This window comes from Sorangium sp. So ce887 (genome assembly GCF_051521455.1).
Classification (GTDB): Bacteria; Myxococcota_A; Polyangia; order Polyangiales; family Polyangiaceae; genus Sorangium.
This window is the reverse complement of record NZ_CP150354.1, coordinates 11,708,679-11,727,708: the sequence shown is the minus strand read 5'-3', so window position 1 is coordinate 11,727,708 and position 19,030 is coordinate 11,708,679. Positions and strand designations below refer to the sequence as shown.

The window sequence follows — 19,030 nt, the reverse complement described above, 5'->3', positions numbered from 1 at the left end:
GATCTTCCCGTCTTCCCATCTTTCCATCTTCCCGCCTTCCCGCCTTCATGTGGACTCTCTCTGGGCAAAGTTGACCACGACCCGACGCCGGGGTGCGTCGCGGCCCCGGGGCTCCGAAATTTGGCCCGCCCGCGCCGGGCGTGCGAACCGAGGGATCGGAGACCTCTGCAAGGATGACCAGCCCTCGCTCCCACGCCGAGCTCGTGACGCTGCGCAAGCTCGCGCAGGACCTCGCCGCCCAGCGCAAGGAGCGCCTGTCGAGCGTGCACCTCCTCGCGGCCATCGCCATGAGCGGAGGCCCCGCCGCGGACCTGCTCCGCGATCGGCGGCTCGACGACGAGGCCCTGCTCAAGGCGACCCGATCGGTCGACGACGAGGGGCCCGACCCGATCGGCCGGGCGATGGGGGGCGCGCGCGACGTCGCGAAGCGCGCGACGGCGAAGGAGCCCGCGGCGCTCCACCTGCTGCTCGCGCTGCTGTCCGACCGCAGCTCGGCCGCGCACCGGGCGCTCACGCAGTCGGGGGTCGACCTCGCGCGGCTGCGGACCTCCGCGCTCCAGATCGCGCTCGGCGTCGTGCAGGCGCGGCGGACGCCCGTGCGGGGGGTCCACGACGGCGGCGCGCCGGAGAAGCCGGCCGCGCCGGCCAAGGCGTCGCCGGCGCGCCGCGCCCGCGGCGAGGGCGAAGGGCCGGAGCGCACGTCGCGCATGCCGGCCGAGCTGCGGCCGGCCAGGGGCGCCGGCGTCACCGTGCCGGAGCTGCGGCCGTCGAAGGGCGCCGGCGTCACCGTGCCGGAGCTGCGGCCGTCGAAGGGCGCCGGCGCGCCGGAGCCGCGGTCGTCGAAGGGCGCCGGCCCGGGCGTCACCGTGCCGCTGTTCCCGCCGCCGCGCCCCCGGCCCATCGCGGCCCCGGGCGCAGGCGAGGCGCCCCTCCCCGCCGAGCCGGCCGCGGCCCTCGCGCCCGCGCCCCGGCGCTCCCTCCTGGCAGACGACGCGCTGGCCTCGCCCGCCGTCCCGGCCGTCTCACCCGCGGGGCGGCCGGTCGCGGCGCTCTCGGCCGCCGCGAGCGCCGTCGCGGCGCGCTTCACCCTCGACCGTGGGCGCTTTCCGGCCCTCGCCTCGCTCGGCCACAACCTCGCGCTCGCGGCGGCGCAGGGGGAGCTCGAGCCGATCGTCGGGCGCGAGCGCGAGATCGAGCAGGCGCTCGACGTGCTGGCCAAGCGCAGCGCGAACAACCCTTGCCTCCTCGGCCCGGCGGGCGTGGGGAAGACCTCGGTGGCGCGCGGCATCGCGCACCGGCTCGCGTTCGAGGAGCGGGAGCCGCGCATCGTCGTCGAGCTCGTGCCCTCGGAGCTGCTCGCCGGCACGGGCGCGCGCGGCGCGCTGAGCGAGCGCCTGTCCACGCTGCGGGCGGAGCTCCGCGAGGCGGGCGGGCGGGTGATCCTGTTCATCGACGGCATGTCGGAGCTGTTCGGCAGCGGCGCGCTCGACGAGGCGATGGCCGAGCTCAAGCTCGCGCTCGCCCGCGGCGAGCTCACGCTGATCGGCACCGCCACGCCCGAGGAGTACCGGAAGAGCATCGAGGTCGACCCGGCGCTCGCGCGGCGCTTCACGATCGTCGAGATCGACGAGCCCGAGGAGGACGAGGCGTTCCTGCTGCTCCAGAGCGTCGCGGTCGGGCTCGGCGCGCACCACGGGCTCGCGTTCACCGACGAGGCGCTGGCCTCGGCCGTCGCCTGGTCGGTGCGCTACCTGCCGGGGCGCGCGCTGCCCGACAAGGCGCTCTCGATCCTCGACCTCGCGGGCGCCCGCACCCGCCGGCGCGCGCAAGCGCCCGCGAGCGCCCGCGCCCAGCTCCGCGAGCCCGCGCGGCAGGTGGGGCCCGCCGAGGTCGCCGAGGTGGTCGCCGAGCTCGCCGATCTCCCGGTCGAGCGGCTGCTCGAGACCGACCGCGAGCGGATGCTCTCGCTGGAGACGCTGCTCGCCGACCGGGTCGTGGGCCACGGCGAGGTGCTCGCGCGCATCGCCCGGGTGCTGCGCCGGAACGCGGCCGGCCTGCGCGCGCGCCGCCCGATCGGGTCGTTCCTCTTGCTCGGCCCGACCGGCGTGGGCAAGACGGAGACGGCGAAGGCGATCGCCGAGGCGCTGTTCCACTCGCCGGACGCCATGACGCGGCTGGATTTCTCCGAGTACGCCGAGTCGCACGCGGTCGCGCGCCTGGTCGGCGCGCCACCCGGCTACGTCGGCCACGAGGCGGGCGGCCAGCTCACCGAGGCGGTGCGGCGGCGGCCGTACCAGGTGGTGCTGCTCGACGAGATCGAGAAGGCGCACCGCGACGTGCTCGAGGCGTTCCTTCAGGTCTTCGACGAGGGGCGCATGACCGACGGCCGCGGCCGTCGGGTCGATTTCACGAACACGGTCCTCGTGATGACCTCGAACCTCGGCGCGGCGGAGGCCGGCGCGCTCCGCTCCGAGCGCTCCGTCGGCTTCGCGCGCGCCTCCGCGGCCGTGACGCCCGAGCGCCTCGGCGAGGCGATGCTCTCCGCGGCCCGCGCCACGCTCCCGCCCGAGCTCTACAACCGCATCGACGAGGTCCTCAGCTTCGCGCCGCTCACGCGGGCGGACGTCGCCGAGATCACGCGCCGCCTGCTGGGCGGCCTCGAGCGCGAGCTCGAGGCGCGCGGCGTGGAGCTCGAGGTCGAGCCGGAGGCGATCGACGCGCTGCTCGACGCCGGCGGGTTCGATCCCGAGCTCGGCGCCCGGCCGATGAAGCGCACGATCGCGCGGCTCATCGAGGCGCCGCTCGCGGAGCTGATCCTGCGCGGCCAGCTGGAGGAGGGGTCCGCGGCGCTCGTCGGCGTCGAGCAGGGCGAGGTCGTGGTGGACGCGATCGCGCGGGCCGGCGAGCGGCGTTATGCCGCGTGCTCGAGCTGAAGGAGGCGTCGCGCCACGCGCTCCCGCGAGGGCGTGGCGTTATGCCGCGTGCTCCAGCTGGAGGCCGAGGGCCCTCGGGTCGAAGTACGCCTTGAACCGCGTGATGAGCCCAGCGGGGTGCTCGATCACGCTCACGCCGTCGTACGAGAACACCGCCCCGCTGGACAGCGTTCCACGGCTCTTCCACTCGAGAACGGAGGCCCGGTCGGACCCGACGACACACCGGAACTCGGACTGCACCTCGCCGAAGGTGTGGCGGTAGCCGCGCCAGAAATCGCGGGCGCCGTCCGGGCCGTGGAGCGGCCTCGACATCGTTGGATTGCTGAGCTCGGCGCTGGGCGCGAACAGCCGCGCCATGGGCTCGACGTCGCCGCGCTCCTCGATTCGGCGCAGGGCTTCGATGAACTCGTTCGCCTTGGACATGATGCCTCCTGCAGCGCGGGCGCCTGCAAGGGGCGGGCCTCGGCCCGTCCGACTACGGCGGTCCCGCCTCGATCGCCCGCCTGTACCGCTCGCGCCGGTGCGGCTCGCGCAGGATCTCGTAGGCCTCGTCGAGCACCTCGATGACCAGCCGCACGTCGTCGAGCAGGTCCACGGTCGCGGCCGTGAGCAGGATGGACGGCTCGAACGCCTTCCTGAGCGCGAGGTACGCGCGGCGGATCTCGTAGTTCGTCGCGTCGCGCGGGATGCCCAGGATCGAGAAATAGTCCCCGTCCTCCACCAGCGCGAGCCGCGCCCGGACGCGCTGCCGGATCGCCTCCTCGTCGAGCGGATCCTCGACAGGCCGGGGCGGCGCCTCGGTGATCGACGGCGGGATGAGGACGTCGAGCACCTCCAGGCAGACGAGCGCGTAGATGACGCTCGCGTTCTCGGGCTCCGCCGCGCCCACGAGCTCGCCGACGCTCCTGCCGCGCGCGGTGCGCACGAGCTCCTCCTCCTCGCGCCGGAGCGCGCACTCGCCGAGCAGGTTGCGCCGGACCCCGTCGTCGAGGCGCGCGCCGGGGCCGCCGAGGCGGCGCAGGGCGACCTCGGGGGCGATCACACGGCGGATCGTCTCCACGAAGACCTCGGCGCCCGTCGCGCCGCCGAAGACGTTCGGCTCGGCCTTGAGGCGGCCCGGCGGCTCGGCCTCCAGATCGCACGTGCCGGCCTCGATGAGCACGACGTGGCCGATGACCCACTCGGCGTGCGCGCGCAGGACCGGCCAGAGGTCGTCCTGGCCGAGGTGGCCGTGCGCGATGAGCGCCGCGCCGGCGTGCCGGCCCGACGCGGGGAGCTTGCCCGCGAGCCGCGTCGCGACCTCGCGCTCCATGTCGCCCCGCCCGACAAGGAAGGCGAGCAGCGTCTCCTCCGGGATGCTCGAGCCGGCCGTGACGAGATCGCCCTCGTGCAGGATGATGCGCCGCGCGCCCTCCTCGGTCGTGATCGCGAGAGAGCCGGAAGAGCGGCTGCCCACCGCGCGGGCGAGCGCGCGCGGCGCGTCGCCCGGGCCGAGCACCGTGGTCGAGGAGGCGCCGCTGGAGATCGGCGCCTCGTCGTCGAGCTGCGGCGGCGGAGCGTGACCGAGCGCGCCCGTGCTGACCGTGGCGGGCGCGGAGGGCACCGCCGGCATGGGGGGCATGGGCGGCGCGGGCCCACGGAAGGCTGCGCCGGAGATCGCCATGGACGACGGCGCAGACAACGGCATGCGGCCGAACGAGCCCGGCGCGGCGGGCGACATCGGCGGGAGGAAACCGCGCCCGAGCATCCCCGCGTTCGCCGTGGCCGGCCCGCCGGCGGGCACCGGGGCGCGCCCCGCGGTGGCGGAGCGGACCGGCGCGGGCCCAGGCGGCAGCGGCTCGGGCTCGGCCCCGCCGCCCCCCGGCGGCAGCAGCGCGGTCCTCACCTCGACCGAAGGCGGCGACAAGAACGCGACGCCCGGCGCGGGCTGAGGAGACGGCGGAAAGCCGGGCGCGCGCGGGTCGCGGGCGCCGCGCGACCGGGTCGGCGGCGGCTCGGTGTAGCGCTGGCGGCGGCTCGGCTCGATCCGACCGGACGGGGCGCGCACCCAGTCGAGGTCCTCGCCGCGCGCGGGGCCCGGCAGCGCGCGGTCCCACGCGGGCTCCTCGCGCGGCGCGGGGGAGGGCGACCGCTCCCACGCGGCCTCGGCGCGCGGCGGCGGCGACCCGAAGCCGTGGGGCCGGCCCGCGTCGCGCGGGGTCGGCGGCGCGGCGTCGCGCCCGCCGCTCCGGCGCGCGGGGGCGCCGTGATCGCGCTCCTCCCTGCCGAGCAGGTGCCCCTCCCGGTCGATCGAGAACGCCGCGAGCTCGGGCCCGGCGCGCTTCGTCGCGTACGCCGCGTCGAGCGACGCATCGCCGTGGAGCTCGTCGTCGTGCTCGTCCTCGCCCGGCTCGGCGAGCTCGGCGAGGAGGTCGCCGGGCCCGGTGTTCTCGGCGCGCGTGGCCGGCGGGTGCGGCGCGGCCGCGGCGCCGTACGGGTCGAAGCTGGCCCTCGGCTGCGAGGCCGAGCCGGCGGGCGGCGGCGCCTGGCCCGCGCTCGCGCCGGTGCGCGGCTCGTCCTCCTCCGGATCGAGCGGCTCGTCGAGGGCCGAGAGCAGCTCCGGCGACAGCATCAGGTCGACGTCCTCCTCGGCCGCCGGGATGCTCGACGGGCGCGCCTTCGCCGTGACCCGCTGCTCGGCGGCGACGAGGATCTCCTCGAGCTCCGGGCTGATCCGCGCCGGCAGGAGCCGCGGGCCGACCTCCGCGCCGTCCTCCGGCGGCGGCAGCACCGAGCCGACGTCGAGCCGGTCGAGATCGCTGGAGAAGTCCGGGTTCGACGGGACCTCGTTGTCGAATGAGCCCGGGTAGCCCGCCGGCAGGCGCGCCGCGGCGGCGTGCTCCCCGCGGAAGCGCCCCGGCTCCGCGACCGCGCTCACGTGCGCGGCGAGCTCGGCGATGTCGACCGGGCGCTCGAAGACCTGCCCGAACAGCTGCGGATCGAGCTCCGCCGAGCGGACCGGATCGCCCACGAGGAGCACGGACGCGGCGACGCCGCCCGCCCGGAGGTAGAGCCGCTCGAGCGCCTCGATGGTGCCGGGCTCGTCGATATCGACGATCACCACGCGCGGCGCGTCGCTCGCGAGGCGCGCCTCGAGCTCGTCGATCGGCGCCGCGATCACCTCGAAGCCCCGGCCCCGCAGCGCCGCGCCGATCGCCGCGCCTTCCGCCGAGCCGTCGGCCACGAGGATGGCGCCCGCGCGCAGGCGCGCCTGCACGGCTTCGTGGTCGTCGCGGAGCTCGGACACGGCGGTCATCTCGTGGCAGCGGCCCAGCGGAGCAGCACTCAGGCCCCCGGTTCGCCTGGACTGTCGACGGTCGCAGGCGGGCTGTCAAACGGGTTCGCGGCCGCTCGGGTGTTCCCGCCGCGCAGCGGCTCTCCCGCCGCAGGGCGCGCCCGGCGCCGCCGCGCTGGGTCGCGGTCTCATTTGCCCAGAGAGAGTTCACATGAAGGCGGGAAGGCGGGAAGAGGCGAAGATCATTGAGCTTTTCTTCCCGCCTTCCCGCCTTCATGCTCAAATCCGACCACCACCCCGCGCTGCGCACGCAGCGTGGTAGACCTCGGCACATGGTGCTCGGCGCTTCCCCCAACGAGATCGCCCTGGCGGCCTTCCTGCTCATCGTGGTGCTGCTCGCCCCGAAGATCGGCCGCATCGGCGAGGCCATCGGCGGCCTGTTCGAGCGGAACGCGCCCGCGGCGGACGGAGGCGCGACCGAGGACAGCGCGGAGCCGCAGGAAGAGCGCCAGGAAAGCTGAGCGCGCCCCCTCGCCGGCGACCCCGCCCGCGCTTGCGTTCTGTTTTGTTGGAATTCATAGTTTTTCGATGGCTGTGCACGAGCCGGCTCCACCGCGGCCGCCGCGGCGCGCGGAGATCGCGGCGCGGATCCCGCGCGGGTACTCCCCGGCGCTCCACCTCGCGGCCCCCACGGCGCTCGGCGCCCTCGTGCTCGCGGCGGCGGTGCGGCTCCTCGACGCGGTCGAGGCCGTCGAGCTCCTCGCGGTTCCGGCGACGCTGCTGCTCGCCTTCGCGTTCGAGTGGTGGGCGCACAGGTCGGTGCTGCACCGGCGGGCGCCGCTGCTCGGCGGGCTGTGCGAGCGGCACGAGCGCGAGCACCACCTCGCCTTCACCGCCGACGACATGGCGCTGCGGAGCGCCCGCGAGCTCTGGCTCGTGCTGATGCCGCCCTACTCGGCGCTCCTGGTCCTCGCCCTGCTGCTGCCGCTCGCCGCGGGGGCGGGCCTCGTGTTCTCGCGGGACGCGGCGCTGCTCGGGCTCGCGACGGCGATGGCGTTCTTCGTCAGCTACGAGTGGATGCACCTCGCGTATCACCTGCCGCCGGACAGCCCGGTGTACCGCGTCCCGGGGCTCGCGCGGCTCCGCGAGCACCACCGGCGGCACCACGACCCGCGGCTCATGAAGCGCTGGAATTTCAACGTGACCGTGCCCGTGTTCGACGTCGTCCACGGGACGCGCTGGTCGCCGCGGCCGCGCAGCGGAGCGTAGCCGCCGCGCACCGGGGCGCCCGCGGTGCCCGTGTGCTAACGGGTCGCGCGTGCAGACGCGGACCAGAGACGGCCTCGTCCTCCTGCTCGCCGGGGTCCTGCTCGGCGGCGGGCTCGCCTGGCTCGTCGGCCGGCGGCAGGAGAGCCCCCCCGCCGCGCCCCGCGCGCTCGACGCCGTGCCGGCGGGCGCGCTGCTCGTCGCGACGCTCGATCTGCCGGCGCTGCGCGCCTCGCCCGCGTTCGCCTCGTTCCTGCGCGAGGAGCGCGAGATCCCGGGGCTCGGCAAGGTGCGCGACGTGTGCGGCTTCGACCCGATGGCCGGGCTCACGGAGGTCGCCATCGCCATCCCGGCGGCGGGCGATCCCGGCGACTTCGGGCTTGTCGCGGCCGGCGCCGTTCAGGACGAGGCGCTGCTCGCGTGCGCCTCGAAGGTGATCGAGGCCCGCGGCGGGCAGCCCGTCGTCGCCGCGCTCGGCAGCTTCCGCGCGGTGCGGGACGCGAGCGCCGAGGGCCGCGGCGAGATCGCCGTGCGCCCCGGCGGGCCGATCCTGCTCGGCGGCGGCGCGTACCTGCGCGCCATGGTCGACGCGGCCGACGGGCGCGCGGCGGCCGTCGGCGCGAGCGCCGCGCACGACGCCATCGCCCGCGCGGTGGGCGAGGGCGCGGCGCGCGTCACCGTGGTCCTCACGCCCGAGCAGCGCGCCGAGCTCGGGCGCGAGCTCGCGCTGAGCGGCGCCGGCCGGTCGCCCGCGGCGTCGCTCGTCTCCGGCGGCGCCACCGTCGCGCTCGGCCCCGAGATCGCCGTCCACGGCGCCGTCCTCTGCGACGCCGAGGCCCCCTGCGCCGAGCTCGGCGCACAGCTGAGCGCCGCCCGCGACGCGCGCGCGGGGGACCTCGCGACGCGGCTCATCGGCCTCGGGGGCGTGCTCGAGCGCATCGCGATCGCGGTCGAGGGCAAGGCGCTCCACGCCCGCGTCAGGCTGTCGGCCGAGGAGGCCGGCGCCCTCGTCGACCGGCTCGCCTCGCTGCGCGGCCTGCGCCAGCCGTCGCTCTCGCCCAGAGAGCCGCCTGCGCCCGCGCCGCAGCCGCCCGCGCTCGAGGGCACCGCGCCACGCGGAGACGCCGCCGCGCCGCCGCGCGGAGACGCCGCCGCGCCGCCGCCCGACGCGGTCATCACGCCGCGGCAGCGGACCGGGCCGGACGACGGCGGCGCGCGGTAGCGTCGGCGGCGCGTGAGCAGGTACACCCGGGTCGCAGCCGCAGCGACCACCGCGCCGCGCTGCGGCGGAGCGATTCCGTGGTCCGCCTGACGAGCGAGCCGTCCCGTCGGCGGAGCCGCGCGGCGCCGCCGAACGCGGGCCCCACGCGCTGTCCCGAACTCCTGTACGCTGAGCGTTGCCTTCGGACGGGATCGGCGCTCCGGTCCATCCCGCCGCGCAGCAGGTGGGTGGGGGCTTATCGCATGCAGCTGGTCGGGATCTCCGCCTCGGTGGTCGTCGGGACCCTCCTAGTGATCGCCCTCTGGGCGGTCCGCCGGCGGCTCCTCGCCCGCGAGCGCGAGCTCGATCGCAAGGCCGAGGAGCTCGCGGTGAGCCGCGCCGCTTCGCTGCGGCTCGGCGAGGAGCTCGTCGAGGCGCGGCGGGCCGAGGAGGAGGCGCGCAGGGCGCGGGCGGAGGCCGAGGCGGCGAGCCGGGCGAAGAGCGCGTTCCTCGCCAACATGAGCCACGAGCTCAGGACGCCGCTCAACTCGATCCTCGGCTTCGCGCAGCTCATGGAGCGCGACCTCTCGCTCGGCGACCGGCACCGCGAGAACCTCGCGGTCATCTGCAAGAGCGGCGAGCACCTGCTCGGCCTCGTGAACGACATCCTCGAGATGGCGAAGATCGAGGCCGGCCGGATGACGCTCGCCGACGCCGACTTCGACCTCCACGCCATGCTCTCGGGGCTCTCGGAGATGTTCGCTGTCGAGGCGCAGAAGCGAGGGCTCACGCTCACCGTGGAGCGCGAGCAGGACGTGCCGCAGCACGTCCACGGCGACGAGGGGAAGCTCCGGCAGGTGCTCATCAACCTGCTCGGCAACGCGCTCAAGTTCACGCCCCGGGGCTCGGTGACGCTGCGCGCGTGGGCGCGGCGCGGGACCGGCGCGCCCGACGGCGCGGCGGCGGCGCCGACGCGGGTGTCGTTCGAGGTGATCGACACCGGCCGGGGCATGGCCAGGGAGGAGATCGAGGAGCTCTTCGAGGCGTTCGCGCAGACCGCGGCCGGGCGGCGGTCCGGCGAGGGCACCGGCCTCGGCCTGCACATCAGCCGGCGCATCGTGCGGGTGATGGGGGGCGACATGCAGGTCGAGAGCCAGCTCGGCCGCGGGACGACGCTCCGCTTCGACGTGCGCCTCACGCTGGCCGACGAAGGCGACGCGCGATCCGGCGGCGCGGCGCGCCGCCCGCCGGCGCGGCGGGTCGTGGGGCTCTCGCCGGGCCAGCCGAGGTACCGCGTGCTCGTGGTCGACGACCGGTGGGACGTGCGCCACTGCCTGCTGAAGCTGCTCGACTCGGTGGGCGTCGAGGTGCGCAGCGCGACCAACGGGCTCGGCGCCGTGGCCCAGTGGGAGACGTGGGCGCCGCACCTCGTCCTGCTCGACCTCCGCATGCCGCTGCTCGACGGCTACGAGACGGCGACCCGCATCAAGTCGAGCCCGCGGGGGCGGGAGACGGTGGTTGTCGCGATGACCGCGAGCGCGTTCGAGCAGAACCGGTCGCTCGCGGCGGAGGCCGGGTGCGACGATTTCTTGAGCAAGCCGTTCCGCGACGCGGACATCTTCGACCTCCTGACGAAGCACCTCGGGGCCCGCTTCGACCACGAGGATCGCCCCGCGGAGCGGCGGCCCGCGCCCGCGGCGCCGGCGGTCGACCTCGCGCGCGCGGCGGCCGGGCTGCCCGCGTCGCTGCGCAAGGACCTCCGGCGGGCGGCGACGCGGCTCGACGCCAAGGCCGTCCAGGCGGCCATCGACCGGTTCCGGCCGGAGGACGCGGAGCTCGCGGGGGCGGTGGCCGAGCTCGCGCGGGGGTATCGCTTCGACAGCATCTTGGCGCTATCGAGCGCTGACGAGGAGGAGCCGTCATGACGGACACCGACGCAAAGCCAGCACCTCGCGGGACGGCCTCGGGCGCGCGGCCGGAGCGCCCCAGGGACGAGCCCGCCAACATCCTGATCGTGGACGACATGCCGGCGAACCTGTCGCTCCTGACCTCGATGCTGACGGCGCAGGGGTACGAGGTGCGGGCAGCGATCAGCGGCGCGATGGCGCTGATGTCGGCGGCGGCGGCGCCGCCGGACCTCATCCTGCTCGACGTGAGCATGCCCCACATGGACGGCTACGAGGTGTGCCGGCGGCTGAAGGGGGACGCTCGGACGGCGGACATCCCGGTCATCTTCCTGAGCGCGATGACCGGCATCGGCGACAAGGTGATGGCGTTCGACGCGGGCGGCGTCGATTACGTGACGAAGCCGTTCGAGCTGCGCGAGGTGCTGGCGCGGGTGGGGACGCAGCTGCTCCTGCACCGGCAGCGCCGGGAGCTCGATCGGCAGCGCAAGGAGCTCGAGGACCGCTACGCGCAGGTCCGCCAGATGCACGCGGCGCTGCGCGGGTACCTCTCCGACAGGGCGTGGGAGAGCATCGAGGAGAGCGTGTCGTCGAACCGGCCGAGCGCGCCGGCGCGCGAGGTGCTGACGGTGCTGGTCAGCGACATCGAGGAGTTCGTGCGGCTCTCGGAGCAGGAGGATCCGGGGCCGCTGCTCGCGGATCTCAGCCTGTACATGGCGACGGTGGCGCAGGTCGTCTATGACCACAAGGGCGAGGTCGACAAGTACGTGGGCGACGGCATGCTCGCGTTCTTCCGGAGCGCGCCCGACGCGCTCGCGGCGGCGCAGCGGATCCAGCGGAGCATCGCGGCCTTCAACGAACACCAGCGCTCCCAGGGCCGGCCCGCCTTCCCGACGCGGCTCGGGCTCTCGACAGGGCCGGTCCTGCTGGCGAGCATCGGGTCGAGCGGCAGGCGGGAGTTCACGATCATCGGCGATCGGGTGAACACCGCGTTTCGGATTCAGGCCCACGCGAAGTCCGGTGGCCTGCTGATGGATGAGGCGACGTTCGCCGCGGCCGGGAGCCCGGCAGGGGCGATGCCCGCGCTGGTGCGGATCCGGGGCAAGCAGGGAGAAGAGAAGCTCTATGCCATGGCGCCGGAGGCGTTCTTGGTGAGCGCAGACACGGCGCGAACCGACGGCGGCGGGGCCTGAGGGCTCACGCTCGCTGGAGGCAGCGAAGAGGCCGGCTCTTCAAGGGTGTTTCGAGCGTGACCGGGTTGCGCCGCCCCCGCCGGGCCATGCGAGATCGAGCCCGTGGATCGGGTGATCTGTCGAAATCGTTCGTTCTTGAACCACGCAAGGCGCTCGTGCAATAGTCGCCGCGGAGGACAGGACGAACATGAAGCTTCGACATTGCATTACCTTGCTGGGCCTGCTCGTGACATCGGGAGTGGGCGCAGCCGCGTGCTCGGATGATGACGGCGACACGACGGGGGCGTCGACCTCGACCGGTACCGGTACCGGTACCGGCACGGGCGGCGACGGCGGCGGCGCGACCACCGGCACGGGCGGCGACGGCGGCGGCGCGACCACCGGCACGGGCGGCGCGGGCGCGGGCGCGGGCGGCGGCGGCGACTCGGCCTGTGCCGATGGGTCGCTGCTCTGCGACGACTTCGAGTCGTACGAGGCCCAGGGCGCGCCCGGCGGCAAGTGGGAGGTCTACACGGCCATGGAGGGCTCCGCCGTCTCGGTCGACACGGCCATGGCGTACAGCGGCACCAAGTCGATCAAGGTGACCACGCCCGAGAGCTCGGGAGAAAACAACTACAAGTCCGCCATGATCCAGTTCAAGGACGCGACCGCCTTGCCCGTCGAGGGGAACGTCATCCATGGCCGCATGATGTACTTCCTCGATGCCGCGCCTGACACGGACGTGCACTGGACCATCGTCGACGGCGCGGGCGTCGTTCCGGACAGCGATTTCGAGGGGATGCCCTACTCGGCCACGTACCGCTATGGCGGCCAGCATCCGATCGAGGGTGGCAGCCAGCTCATGGCGAACTACGATACGCCCGGGCAATGGAGCACTCCGCCGACGGCGCCGGCGACGGACTGCTGGCATCACGCCGAGGGGAAGGTGGTCCCGGTCGGCCAGTGGACGTGCGTCGAGTTCAGCTTCGACGGGCCGAACAACGAGATGCGCTTCTGGCTGAACGGCGCGGAGATCGCCGAGCTCAAGATGTCCGGGACCGGCCAGGGCTGCGCCAACGGGGTGGAGAACTTCGAGTGGACCGCGCCGGAGTTCACCAGCATCGGCTTCGGCTGGGAGTCCTATCAGGCCGACGTGCCCCGCACGATGTGGATCGATGACGTCGTGATCGACACCAAGCCCATCGGCTGCCCGCCCGCGCAGTGAGCTCGCGCGGCTGAGCTCGCCAGAGGCGCGGAGGTCGACTCCGCGCCTCGTTCATTTCAGCTCCGGGGCGCGAGCCGGGAGGGGCTCCCCGGGCCTGCGGCCTGCGCGGAGCGTGGGGAGGACGAATCGGGACGGGTGCTCGCGGCGGCGGACGATTGTCGGGCTCGCCGGTTGATCGCTCGCCGGGTCCGCTCTACGAGACGGCGGTGGTTCAACGCCTCACAAACATGGAGGTCTCCGCTGTGATGAAACCGGCCTATCCCCTCTCGCTGCTCGCCTCGTTCGTCCTGGTCGTTGCCGCCTGCGGCGGCGCGCCCGAGCCGGCCCCCGCGGTCCCCGACGTGCCCGCCCAGCCGACGCAGCCCGCGCCTGAGACGCCCGCTGCGCCCGCGCCGGCGCCGGAGGCCGCGGCCAGCCCCCCGCAGGGCGACAGCGCCGCGCCCGCGCCGCCCGTGACCGTCGAGGTGCCCATCGAGGCGCGGACCAAGTCGAAGCTGAAGGGCTCCGCGACCTTCACCGAGGTCGAGGGCGGCGTGAAGGTCGCCATCCAGGTCTCGGGCGCTCCCAAGGGCAAGATCGCCGTGCACGTGCACGAGACCGGCGACTGCAGCGCGCCGGACGCGAAGAGCGCGGGCGCGCACTACAACCCCGATAACCACCCGCACGGCCTCCCCGACGCCTCGGCTCGCCACCTCGGCGATCTCGGCAATATCGAGGTCAAGCCCGATGGGACTGGCACCCACGAGATCGTCGCCCAGGGCGCCAATCTCAAGCAGGGCGCCCCGAACACCTTCCTCGGCCGCGCCATCATCGTCCACGAGAAGCAGGACGACGGCAGCCAGCCCGCCGGCAACGCCGGAGGGCGCATCGGCTGCGGCGTCATCGCGCAGAGCAAGTAACGCGGGCCGCCGCGCTGCGCCCGTGACACGTTGAATCCATCCTCCGGCGGCACTCCGCGCCTGGTGGTGGGGTCATTTGAACATGAAGGCGGGAAGGCGGGAAGAAGATCATCAATGATCTTCCCGCCTTCATGTGACATCTCTCTGGGCAAATGCCCCCACCACCCCGCGCCTCGGAGCGTCTCCTCGGTGACACGGGAGTCGCCCGCTCCCGTGTCACCGAGGAGGAGCGCTGACCAGGTTCCCTTGTCCCCGCGGGGCCGAGCCGGGAGCCGGGAGGCTCCTGCCGCTCACGAGCAGCACGGCGACGATCACCGCCGCCACCGCCGCCAGGACGAAGGGCGCCCGGAGAGGCGAGCGCAGCCGCCGCTCCCACGACGCCGAGGAGTCCCTGTCGGGCAAGCCCGAGTCGGCGAGCGCCCTCTCGGAGGCCTCCTCGACCCGCGGCCCCGCCGGTGCGGTGCCCCCCTCCCCCCGCGCCACGGGACCGGCCTCCGCCGGCACGCACGGCCCCTCCGGCACCGCGGCGGCCTCGCCCGGCACCGCGGCGGCCTCGCCCGGCCCCGCGGCGGCCTCGCCCGGCACCGCGGGACCGGCCGCCGGCGCGCACGGCCTGTCCCGCACGGTGACGACCTCGCTCGGCTCCCCAGGATCGACCTCCGCGCCTGGAGCCGAGGGCGGCGGGACCGAGAGCGAGTCGCGCAGGCCCCCGCGGAGCGTGCGCTCGATGCGCTCGACGAGCGGCTGGGCAGCGGGCGGCGCGAACGGGCGGAGCGCCAGCACGAGCTCCGCCAGGTCGGGCCAGCGCCTGTCGCGGTCCCTCTCGAGACACCGCATGATGATCGGATCGATCTCCGGCGTGAGCCCGCGGCGGACCTTCGACGGCAGCGGCGGCACGAACTGGCCGCCGAGCACGAGCGAGACCGTCTGGACCGAGCGGGCGTGCATCGGATACCGGCCCGTGAGCAGGACGTACAGCAGCGAGCCGACCGCCCAGATGTCCGCGCGCGCGTCGACGTCGCGCTCGCCGCGCATCTGCTCGGGAGGCATGTAGTGCGGCGTCCCGAGCATCTGGCCCGTGCTCGTCCGCATCTCGACGACCCCCAGCCACGCCGCCTCCGATACCTTGGAGATCCCGAAGTCGAGCACCTTGATGCACGGCGTGCCCTCGCGGGTGTGCGTCAAGAAGAGGTTGGCCGGCTTCACGTCGCGGTGCACGAGCCCCATCGCGTGGGCCTCCGCGAGCGCGTCGCAGGCCTGGATCACGTAGAGCGTCGCCTCCTCGATCGGCAGCGGGCCCCGCTTCTTGCGGAGGACCCGGAGATCGCGGCCGTCGAGGAACTCCATCACCAGGAAGGGCAGCCCGCACTCGAGCCGCCCGACGTCGTGCACCTTGACCGCGTGCTCGCTCTTGAGCCGCGCCGCGATCCGCGCCTCCCGGAGGAAACGCCCGCACATCTCCGGGTCGGCGGCGGTGGCCGGCAACAGCAGCTTGATCGCCCGGAGCTCACCGAGATCCATGTGGGTCGCGGCGACCACCGCGCCCATCGCCCCCTTGTCGAGCAGGCGATCCACGCGGTACTTGCCAGCGATCAGGGTGCCGACCTCCAGCCCTTGGATCTCTTCCAGGCCGCGCATGTCCGAAGCCTCCGACCGAGAGCGCCGCGCCGCAATGCCCACCCTGCCGCAATGGCCGGCTCAGCCGCCTCCCTGCCCCCCGCTCGCCCTCTTCATCGCAATCGTCCGCCGCGCGCCGCCCGACTCGACCGTGAGCTCGACCGCGGCGTTCTCCTGCGCGTTCAGCAGCCCATAACGCAATGCATCAAAGCTGGCGAGCGGCCGGTCGTTGACGGCGACCACCACGTCGCCGACGCGGACGCCGGCGGAGGCGGCGGGGCTGCTGTCGTCCACGGCCACCACCACGGCGTCGCCGCTCGTCTTCAGCTCGCCTTCGAGCAGGGGGAAGATGGGCGCCGCCGTCAGCCCGAACGCGCTCACGGTGCGCCGGTAGCTCTGCACGGCCGCGTCGAAGCTCTCCTTGCGCATGCGGTAGCGCGCGACGGCCATCACGGCGCCGTCGCGCTCCTGGAAGCGCGCGTCGACGCGCTCGGGGGTGGCGAACGCGCCGACCTGCTTCAGGTATCGGCTCGCCTCGGCCTCCGCCATGCCGGCCCGCCGCGCGCCGCCGCCGCGCGCCTGGAGGAAGCCATACGCCTGCGACCCCGCGAGCGCGGGCACGACGTTGCTCGCGAGCCGCGAGATCGCGTCGGCGCGCGCGGCCGACAGCGCCGCCTCCCGGGTCTCGCCGGCGCCCTCGCCGACCACGAAGATCGCGTCGCCCTCGGCGGCGAACGGCTGCTGCATCCAGGGAGGCATCTCGTCGGCCGGCGGCGCCGTGCGCCACCCCGCGCTCGCCGCGGGCGCCGTACCCGCCCCGGCGGCGGGGCGCGGGCGGCCCCAGCCGAGGTACGCGAAGCCCACGCTGAGGATCAGCAGCGCCGCCGCCGCCCCGACCGCCGCGAACGCCCACCGCGCGCCGGGGCCGCCGGCCGCGGAGACGATCGCGGCCCGCGCCCGCCTCCGCGCCGTCGCCACCCCGGACGCCGGCGCCCCCGCGGCCCCTGAAGCCGGCCCCCTCGACGCCGGCGCCCCCGCTGCCACCGCCGCCCCCGAGGCCGGCGCGCGCGCCCCCGGCGCCCCCGCCGCGCCTGCCGCCGGCGCCCCCGCTGCCTCTGCCCCGGGCGCCCCCGCCGCCCCCGCCGTCAGCGCCGTCCCCGCGGCCGAGCGCATCGCCGCCGCCGCCGGCGCGGGCGTCCTGGAGGGCGCGTGCGGCGGCTCCAGCGCGGCGCCTAGCCGCTTCAGCGCCGGCCGGAGCGGCAGGAACGAGAGCGGCGCGTTGCACCGCTTGCACGGCATGTACGGCTCCCGGTCCTCGAGCGCGGCCTGGGCGGCCTCCCTCACGTCGAGCAGCGTCTGCCGGGGCGCGTTGCACCGCTCGCAGACGCCGTCGACGAGCGCCGAGGCCACGACCGCCCGCAGCGGGGGCGTCGCCGAGGCGAGGTGGTCGAGCAGCGCGACAGGACAGCCCTCGATCTGGATCGACGTCACCTCGTCGCCCAGCGCGCGGAGCGACAGCTCGAGCGCCCGCGCCCCCTCGGGCGTCACCCCCGTCCCCCCGGTGAGATCGAGGACCAGATCCCCCTCGATCCCGTCGAGCGCGCGCTTCCACCGGACATGCGCGTCGAGCTTTCCGCGCACGCGGATGCGCGTCCCGCGCTCGTCCACCGTCTTCTCGATCGCCTCGTGCGTCCCGGCGTCGAGCCGCGCGAGCTCGTCGAGCGCGACCCGCACGTCCTCGGGCAGCTGGATCCCCGCGTGGCTGACCGCGAACGCGAAGTAGCTCTCGGCGTCGTCGTCGAACACCGCCGCCCCGCCGCAGCGCGGGCAGGGGCTCGCGGGCGGCTCGTGCGTCCTGACGAGGTGCGCGTCCCTGTCGCAGTCGAACAGCCGCTCGAACGTGGCGCCGCAGCGCTCGCACCGGTACGGGCCGTAGAAGGACACGACGCGCCCGTCGCCGAAGAAGCGGCGGATCATGCTGACCTGATTGACGATCGGCTCGGTACAGCGGCCGATGTAGACCTCGGACGCGTTCAGCGAGACCTCGGCCAGCATCGCCATCCACTCGCGCACGCCGAACGACGTGACCCGCTGCACCCCGCCGAGATCGAAGAGCACCCGGCCGGAGATGCCCCGCGCGACGGCGAGCCCCTGGAGCTCCTCGGTCATCCGCCCCGACAGCGAGACGATCAGCAGGCTGCCCAGCCGGCGCTTGGTCACCGTGAGGGCCCGGGGCCCGTGCGCCCCCTCGGGCTCGGCCCCGGAGACGGCGTCCACGAGCGACGGCGACGGGTGCCTCCTCGAGCGCGGCGGCGGATCCAGGTCCTGCGCGGACCCGAGCCGCGGCGCCGCGAAGAGCGGCGCCGACAGCTTCGTGGCGACCCCGCCGGGGCGCTCGGTGCTGAGCGCGCCCTGCGGCGCCGCGGCCACGACGTCCAGCTCGCCCGCGAACGAGTCGTCGTTCTGGATCGACTCCTGCTTCTGGACGATGTGCGAGAGGAGGTCCGCCTCCGAGGAGAGCGCGCCCCGCCACGCCTCCACCCGCTGGCCGAACAGCTCCGCCATGAACGACGACAGGGCCAGCGACGAGGTGGCGAGCCGCTCCTCCCGGGCGAAGGCCTCGAGGTCGATCTGGAGGTCCCGCGCGGTCGCGTACCGCTTCTCCCGGTCCCGCTCCAGGCACTTGAGCACGATCCGCTGGAGCTCCGGCGGGTAGTCGCTGCACACCTGGATCGGCGGCAGCACCGGGTCCTCGACGATCGCCCGCATCAGCTCGAACTCGGTGACGCCGCGCCGGAACAGCCGGCTGCCCGTCGACAGCTCGTAGAGCAGGATGCCGACCGAGTAGATGTCGCTCCGGCGATCGAGCTGCTCGCTCGTGCACTGCTCGGGCGACATGTACGGGACCTTGCCCTTGAGCGCGCCGTCGCGCGTCTCGTTGACGCGGTTCGTCGCCTTGGCGATCCCGAAGTCGAGGATCTTCACGGCCCCGTCGTACGTGACGAACACGTTGTGCGGGGACACGTCGCGGTGGACGATGTCGAGCGGCCTGCCGTCGAAGCCGACCTTCTCGTGCGCGTAGTGGAGCCCGGCCGCGACGCCGGCCGCGATGGTGATCGCGTGCTCGAACGGCATCCGCCGGTTCGCCGACCGGAGCGACTTCTTGACCGTCCGGAGGTCCTCGCCGTGGAGGTACTCCATGGCGATCACCGGGACGCCGTCGACCTCCTCGATGTCGTACATCTGGACCAGGTTGGGGTGGTCCAGGGTGGCGGCGATGCGGGCCTCATCGAGGAACATCCGCACGAACTCGGGGCTGTCGATGAGGTGCGGGAGGATCCGTTTGACGACGCAGATCTTCCTCACGCCCGAGATGCCCGCGACGGAGGCCACCCAGATCTCGGCCATCCCGCCCATGCCGATCTTCTTCAGCAGGCGGTACCTGCCGAGCGCGACGGGGCGGCGCGACGCGGCGCTCAGGGGGCCGGCGGCGTGGCGCTCGCTCATGCGCTCGCCTCCGCCGTGCGGGCCGGCAGCGT

Annotated in this window: 12 protein-coding genes; 8 read left to right on the top strand and 4 right to left on the bottom strand. The window is 74.7% G+C overall.

The features are described 5' to 3' along the window. Window positions 1–173 precede the first annotated feature (173 nt). Complete coding sequence (locus WMF36_RS43925; protein ID WP_437576821.1) at window positions 174–2,933, top strand: AAA family ATPase; 2,760 nt, start codon at window positions 174–176, stop codon at window positions 2,931–2,933. A gap of 39 nt (window positions 2,934–2,972) precedes the next feature. On the opposite strand, the gene WMF36_RS43920 is transcribed toward WMF36_RS43925, so the two are convergent. Both WMF36_RS43920 and WMF36_RS43915 read right to left on the bottom strand, forming a co-directional pair. After that, window positions 2,973–3,356: a nuclear transport factor 2 family protein gene (locus WMF36_RS43920; RefSeq protein WP_437576820.1), complete on the bottom strand. Its 384-nt coding sequence runs from the start codon at window positions 3,354–3,356 to the stop codon at window positions 2,973–2,975. Between the two features lie 52 nt (window positions 3,357–3,408). Further along, a complete protein-coding gene (locus tag WMF36_RS43915; RefSeq protein ID WP_437576818.1) occupies window positions 3,409–6,219 on the bottom strand; it encodes a hypothetical protein in 2,811 nt (936 codons plus the stop codon). 263 nt (window positions 6,220–6,482) lie between these two features. Here WMF36_RS43915 and WMF36_RS43910 point away from each other — a divergent pair, with 263 nt between their 5' ends. The 7 genes from WMF36_RS43910 (at window position 6,483) to WMF36_RS43880 (ending at window position 13,874) form a co-directional block, all read left to right on the top strand. Beyond that, window positions 6,483–6,728 carry a hypothetical protein gene (locus WMF36_RS43910; RefSeq protein ID WP_437576817.1) on the top strand — a complete coding sequence of 82 codons (246 nt, stop codon included), beginning with the start codon at window positions 6,483–6,485 and terminating at the stop codon, window positions 6,726–6,728. A 67-nt stretch (window positions 6,729–6,795) separates the two neighbouring features. Continuing rightward, the gene (locus WMF36_RS43905; RefSeq protein WP_437576816.1) at window positions 6,796–7,476 is read left to right on the top strand and encodes a sterol desaturase family protein; all 681 of its coding nucleotides are present in this window, start codon (window positions 6,796–6,798) and stop codon (window positions 7,474–7,476) included. 49 nt (window positions 7,477–7,525) lie between these two features. After that, window positions 7,526–8,695, top strand: a complete 1,170-nt coding sequence (locus WMF36_RS43900) for a hypothetical protein (protein WP_437576815.1) — start codon at window positions 7,526–7,528, stop codon at window positions 8,693–8,695. Between the two features lie 242 nt (window positions 8,696–8,937). Further along, window positions 8,938–10,599: an ATP-binding protein gene (locus WMF36_RS43895; protein ID WP_437576814.1), complete on the top strand. Its 1,662-nt coding sequence runs from the start codon at window positions 8,938–8,940 to the stop codon at window positions 10,597–10,599. After that, window positions 10,596–11,771: a response regulator gene (locus WMF36_RS43890; protein ID WP_437576813.1), complete on the top strand. Its 1,176-nt coding sequence runs from the start codon at window positions 10,596–10,598 to the stop codon at window positions 11,769–11,771. The genes WMF36_RS43895 and WMF36_RS43890 overlap by 4 nt, the downstream gene beginning before the upstream one ends. A gap of 187 nt (window positions 11,772–11,958) precedes the next feature. Next, complete coding sequence (locus WMF36_RS43885) at window positions 11,959–12,975, top strand: hypothetical protein (RefSeq protein WP_437576812.1); 1,017 nt, start codon at window positions 11,959–11,961, stop codon at window positions 12,973–12,975. A 245-nt stretch (window positions 12,976–13,220) separates the two neighbouring features. Further along, window positions 13,221–13,874 carry a superoxide dismutase family protein gene (locus WMF36_RS43880; protein WP_437576811.1) on the top strand — a complete coding sequence of 218 codons (654 nt, stop codon included), beginning with the start codon at window positions 13,221–13,223 and terminating at the stop codon, window positions 13,872–13,874. 216 nt (window positions 13,875–14,090) lie between these two features. On the opposite strand, the gene WMF36_RS43875 is transcribed toward WMF36_RS43880, so the two are convergent. Then, window positions 14,091–15,512 (bottom strand): serine/threonine-protein kinase, encoded by a 1,422-nt coding sequence (locus WMF36_RS43875; RefSeq protein ID WP_437576810.1) that lies wholly within the window; start codon window positions 15,510–15,512, stop codon window positions 14,091–14,093. Window positions 15,513–15,572: 60 nt separating this feature from the next. Continuing rightward, entirely contained in the window at window positions 15,573–18,998 is a 3,426-nt protein-coding gene (locus WMF36_RS43870) for a protein kinase domain-containing protein (RefSeq protein WP_437576809.1), read from the bottom strand. Between the last annotated feature and the right edge of the window lie 32 nt (window positions 18,999–19,030).

What these genes read in the sequence shown, in the direction of transcription:
- WMF36_RS43925 (WP_437576821.1), top strand. Translation starts at nt 174, where the DNA reads ATGACCAGCCCTCGCTCCCACGCCGAGCTCGTGACGCTGCGCAAGCTC.
- WMF36_RS43920 (WP_437576820.1), bottom strand. Translation starts at nt 3,356, where the DNA reads ATGTCCAAGGCGAACGAGTTCATCGAAGCCCTGCGCCGAATCGAGGAG.
- WMF36_RS43910 (WP_437576817.1), top strand. Translation starts at nt 6,483, where the DNA reads ATGCTCAAATCCGACCACCACCCCGCGCTGCGCACGCAGCGTGGTAGA.
- WMF36_RS43905 (WP_437576816.1), top strand. Translation starts at nt 6,796, where the DNA reads ATGGCTGTGCACGAGCCGGCTCCACCGCGGCCGCCGCGGCGCGCGGAG.
- WMF36_RS43895 (WP_437576814.1), top strand. Translation starts at nt 8,938, where the DNA reads ATGCAGCTGGTCGGGATCTCCGCCTCGGTGGTCGTCGGGACCCTCCTA.
- WMF36_RS43890 (WP_437576813.1), top strand. Translation starts at nt 10,596, where the DNA reads ATGACGGACACCGACGCAAAGCCAGCACCTCGCGGGACGGCCTCGGGC.
- WMF36_RS43885 (WP_437576812.1), top strand. Translation starts at nt 11,959, where the DNA reads ATGAAGCTTCGACATTGCATTACCTTGCTGGGCCTGCTCGTGACATCG.
- WMF36_RS43880 (WP_437576811.1), top strand. Translation starts at nt 13,221, where the DNA reads ATGAAACCGGCCTATCCCCTCTCGCTGCTCGCCTCGTTCGTCCTGGTC.
- WMF36_RS43875 (WP_437576810.1), bottom strand. Translation starts at nt 15,512, where the DNA reads ATGCGCGGCCTGGAAGAGATCCAAGGGCTGGAGGTCGGCACCCTGATC.
- WMF36_RS43870 (WP_437576809.1), bottom strand. Translation starts at nt 18,998, where the DNA reads ATGAGCGAGCGCCACGCCGCCGGCCCCCTGAGCGCCGCGTCGCGCCGC.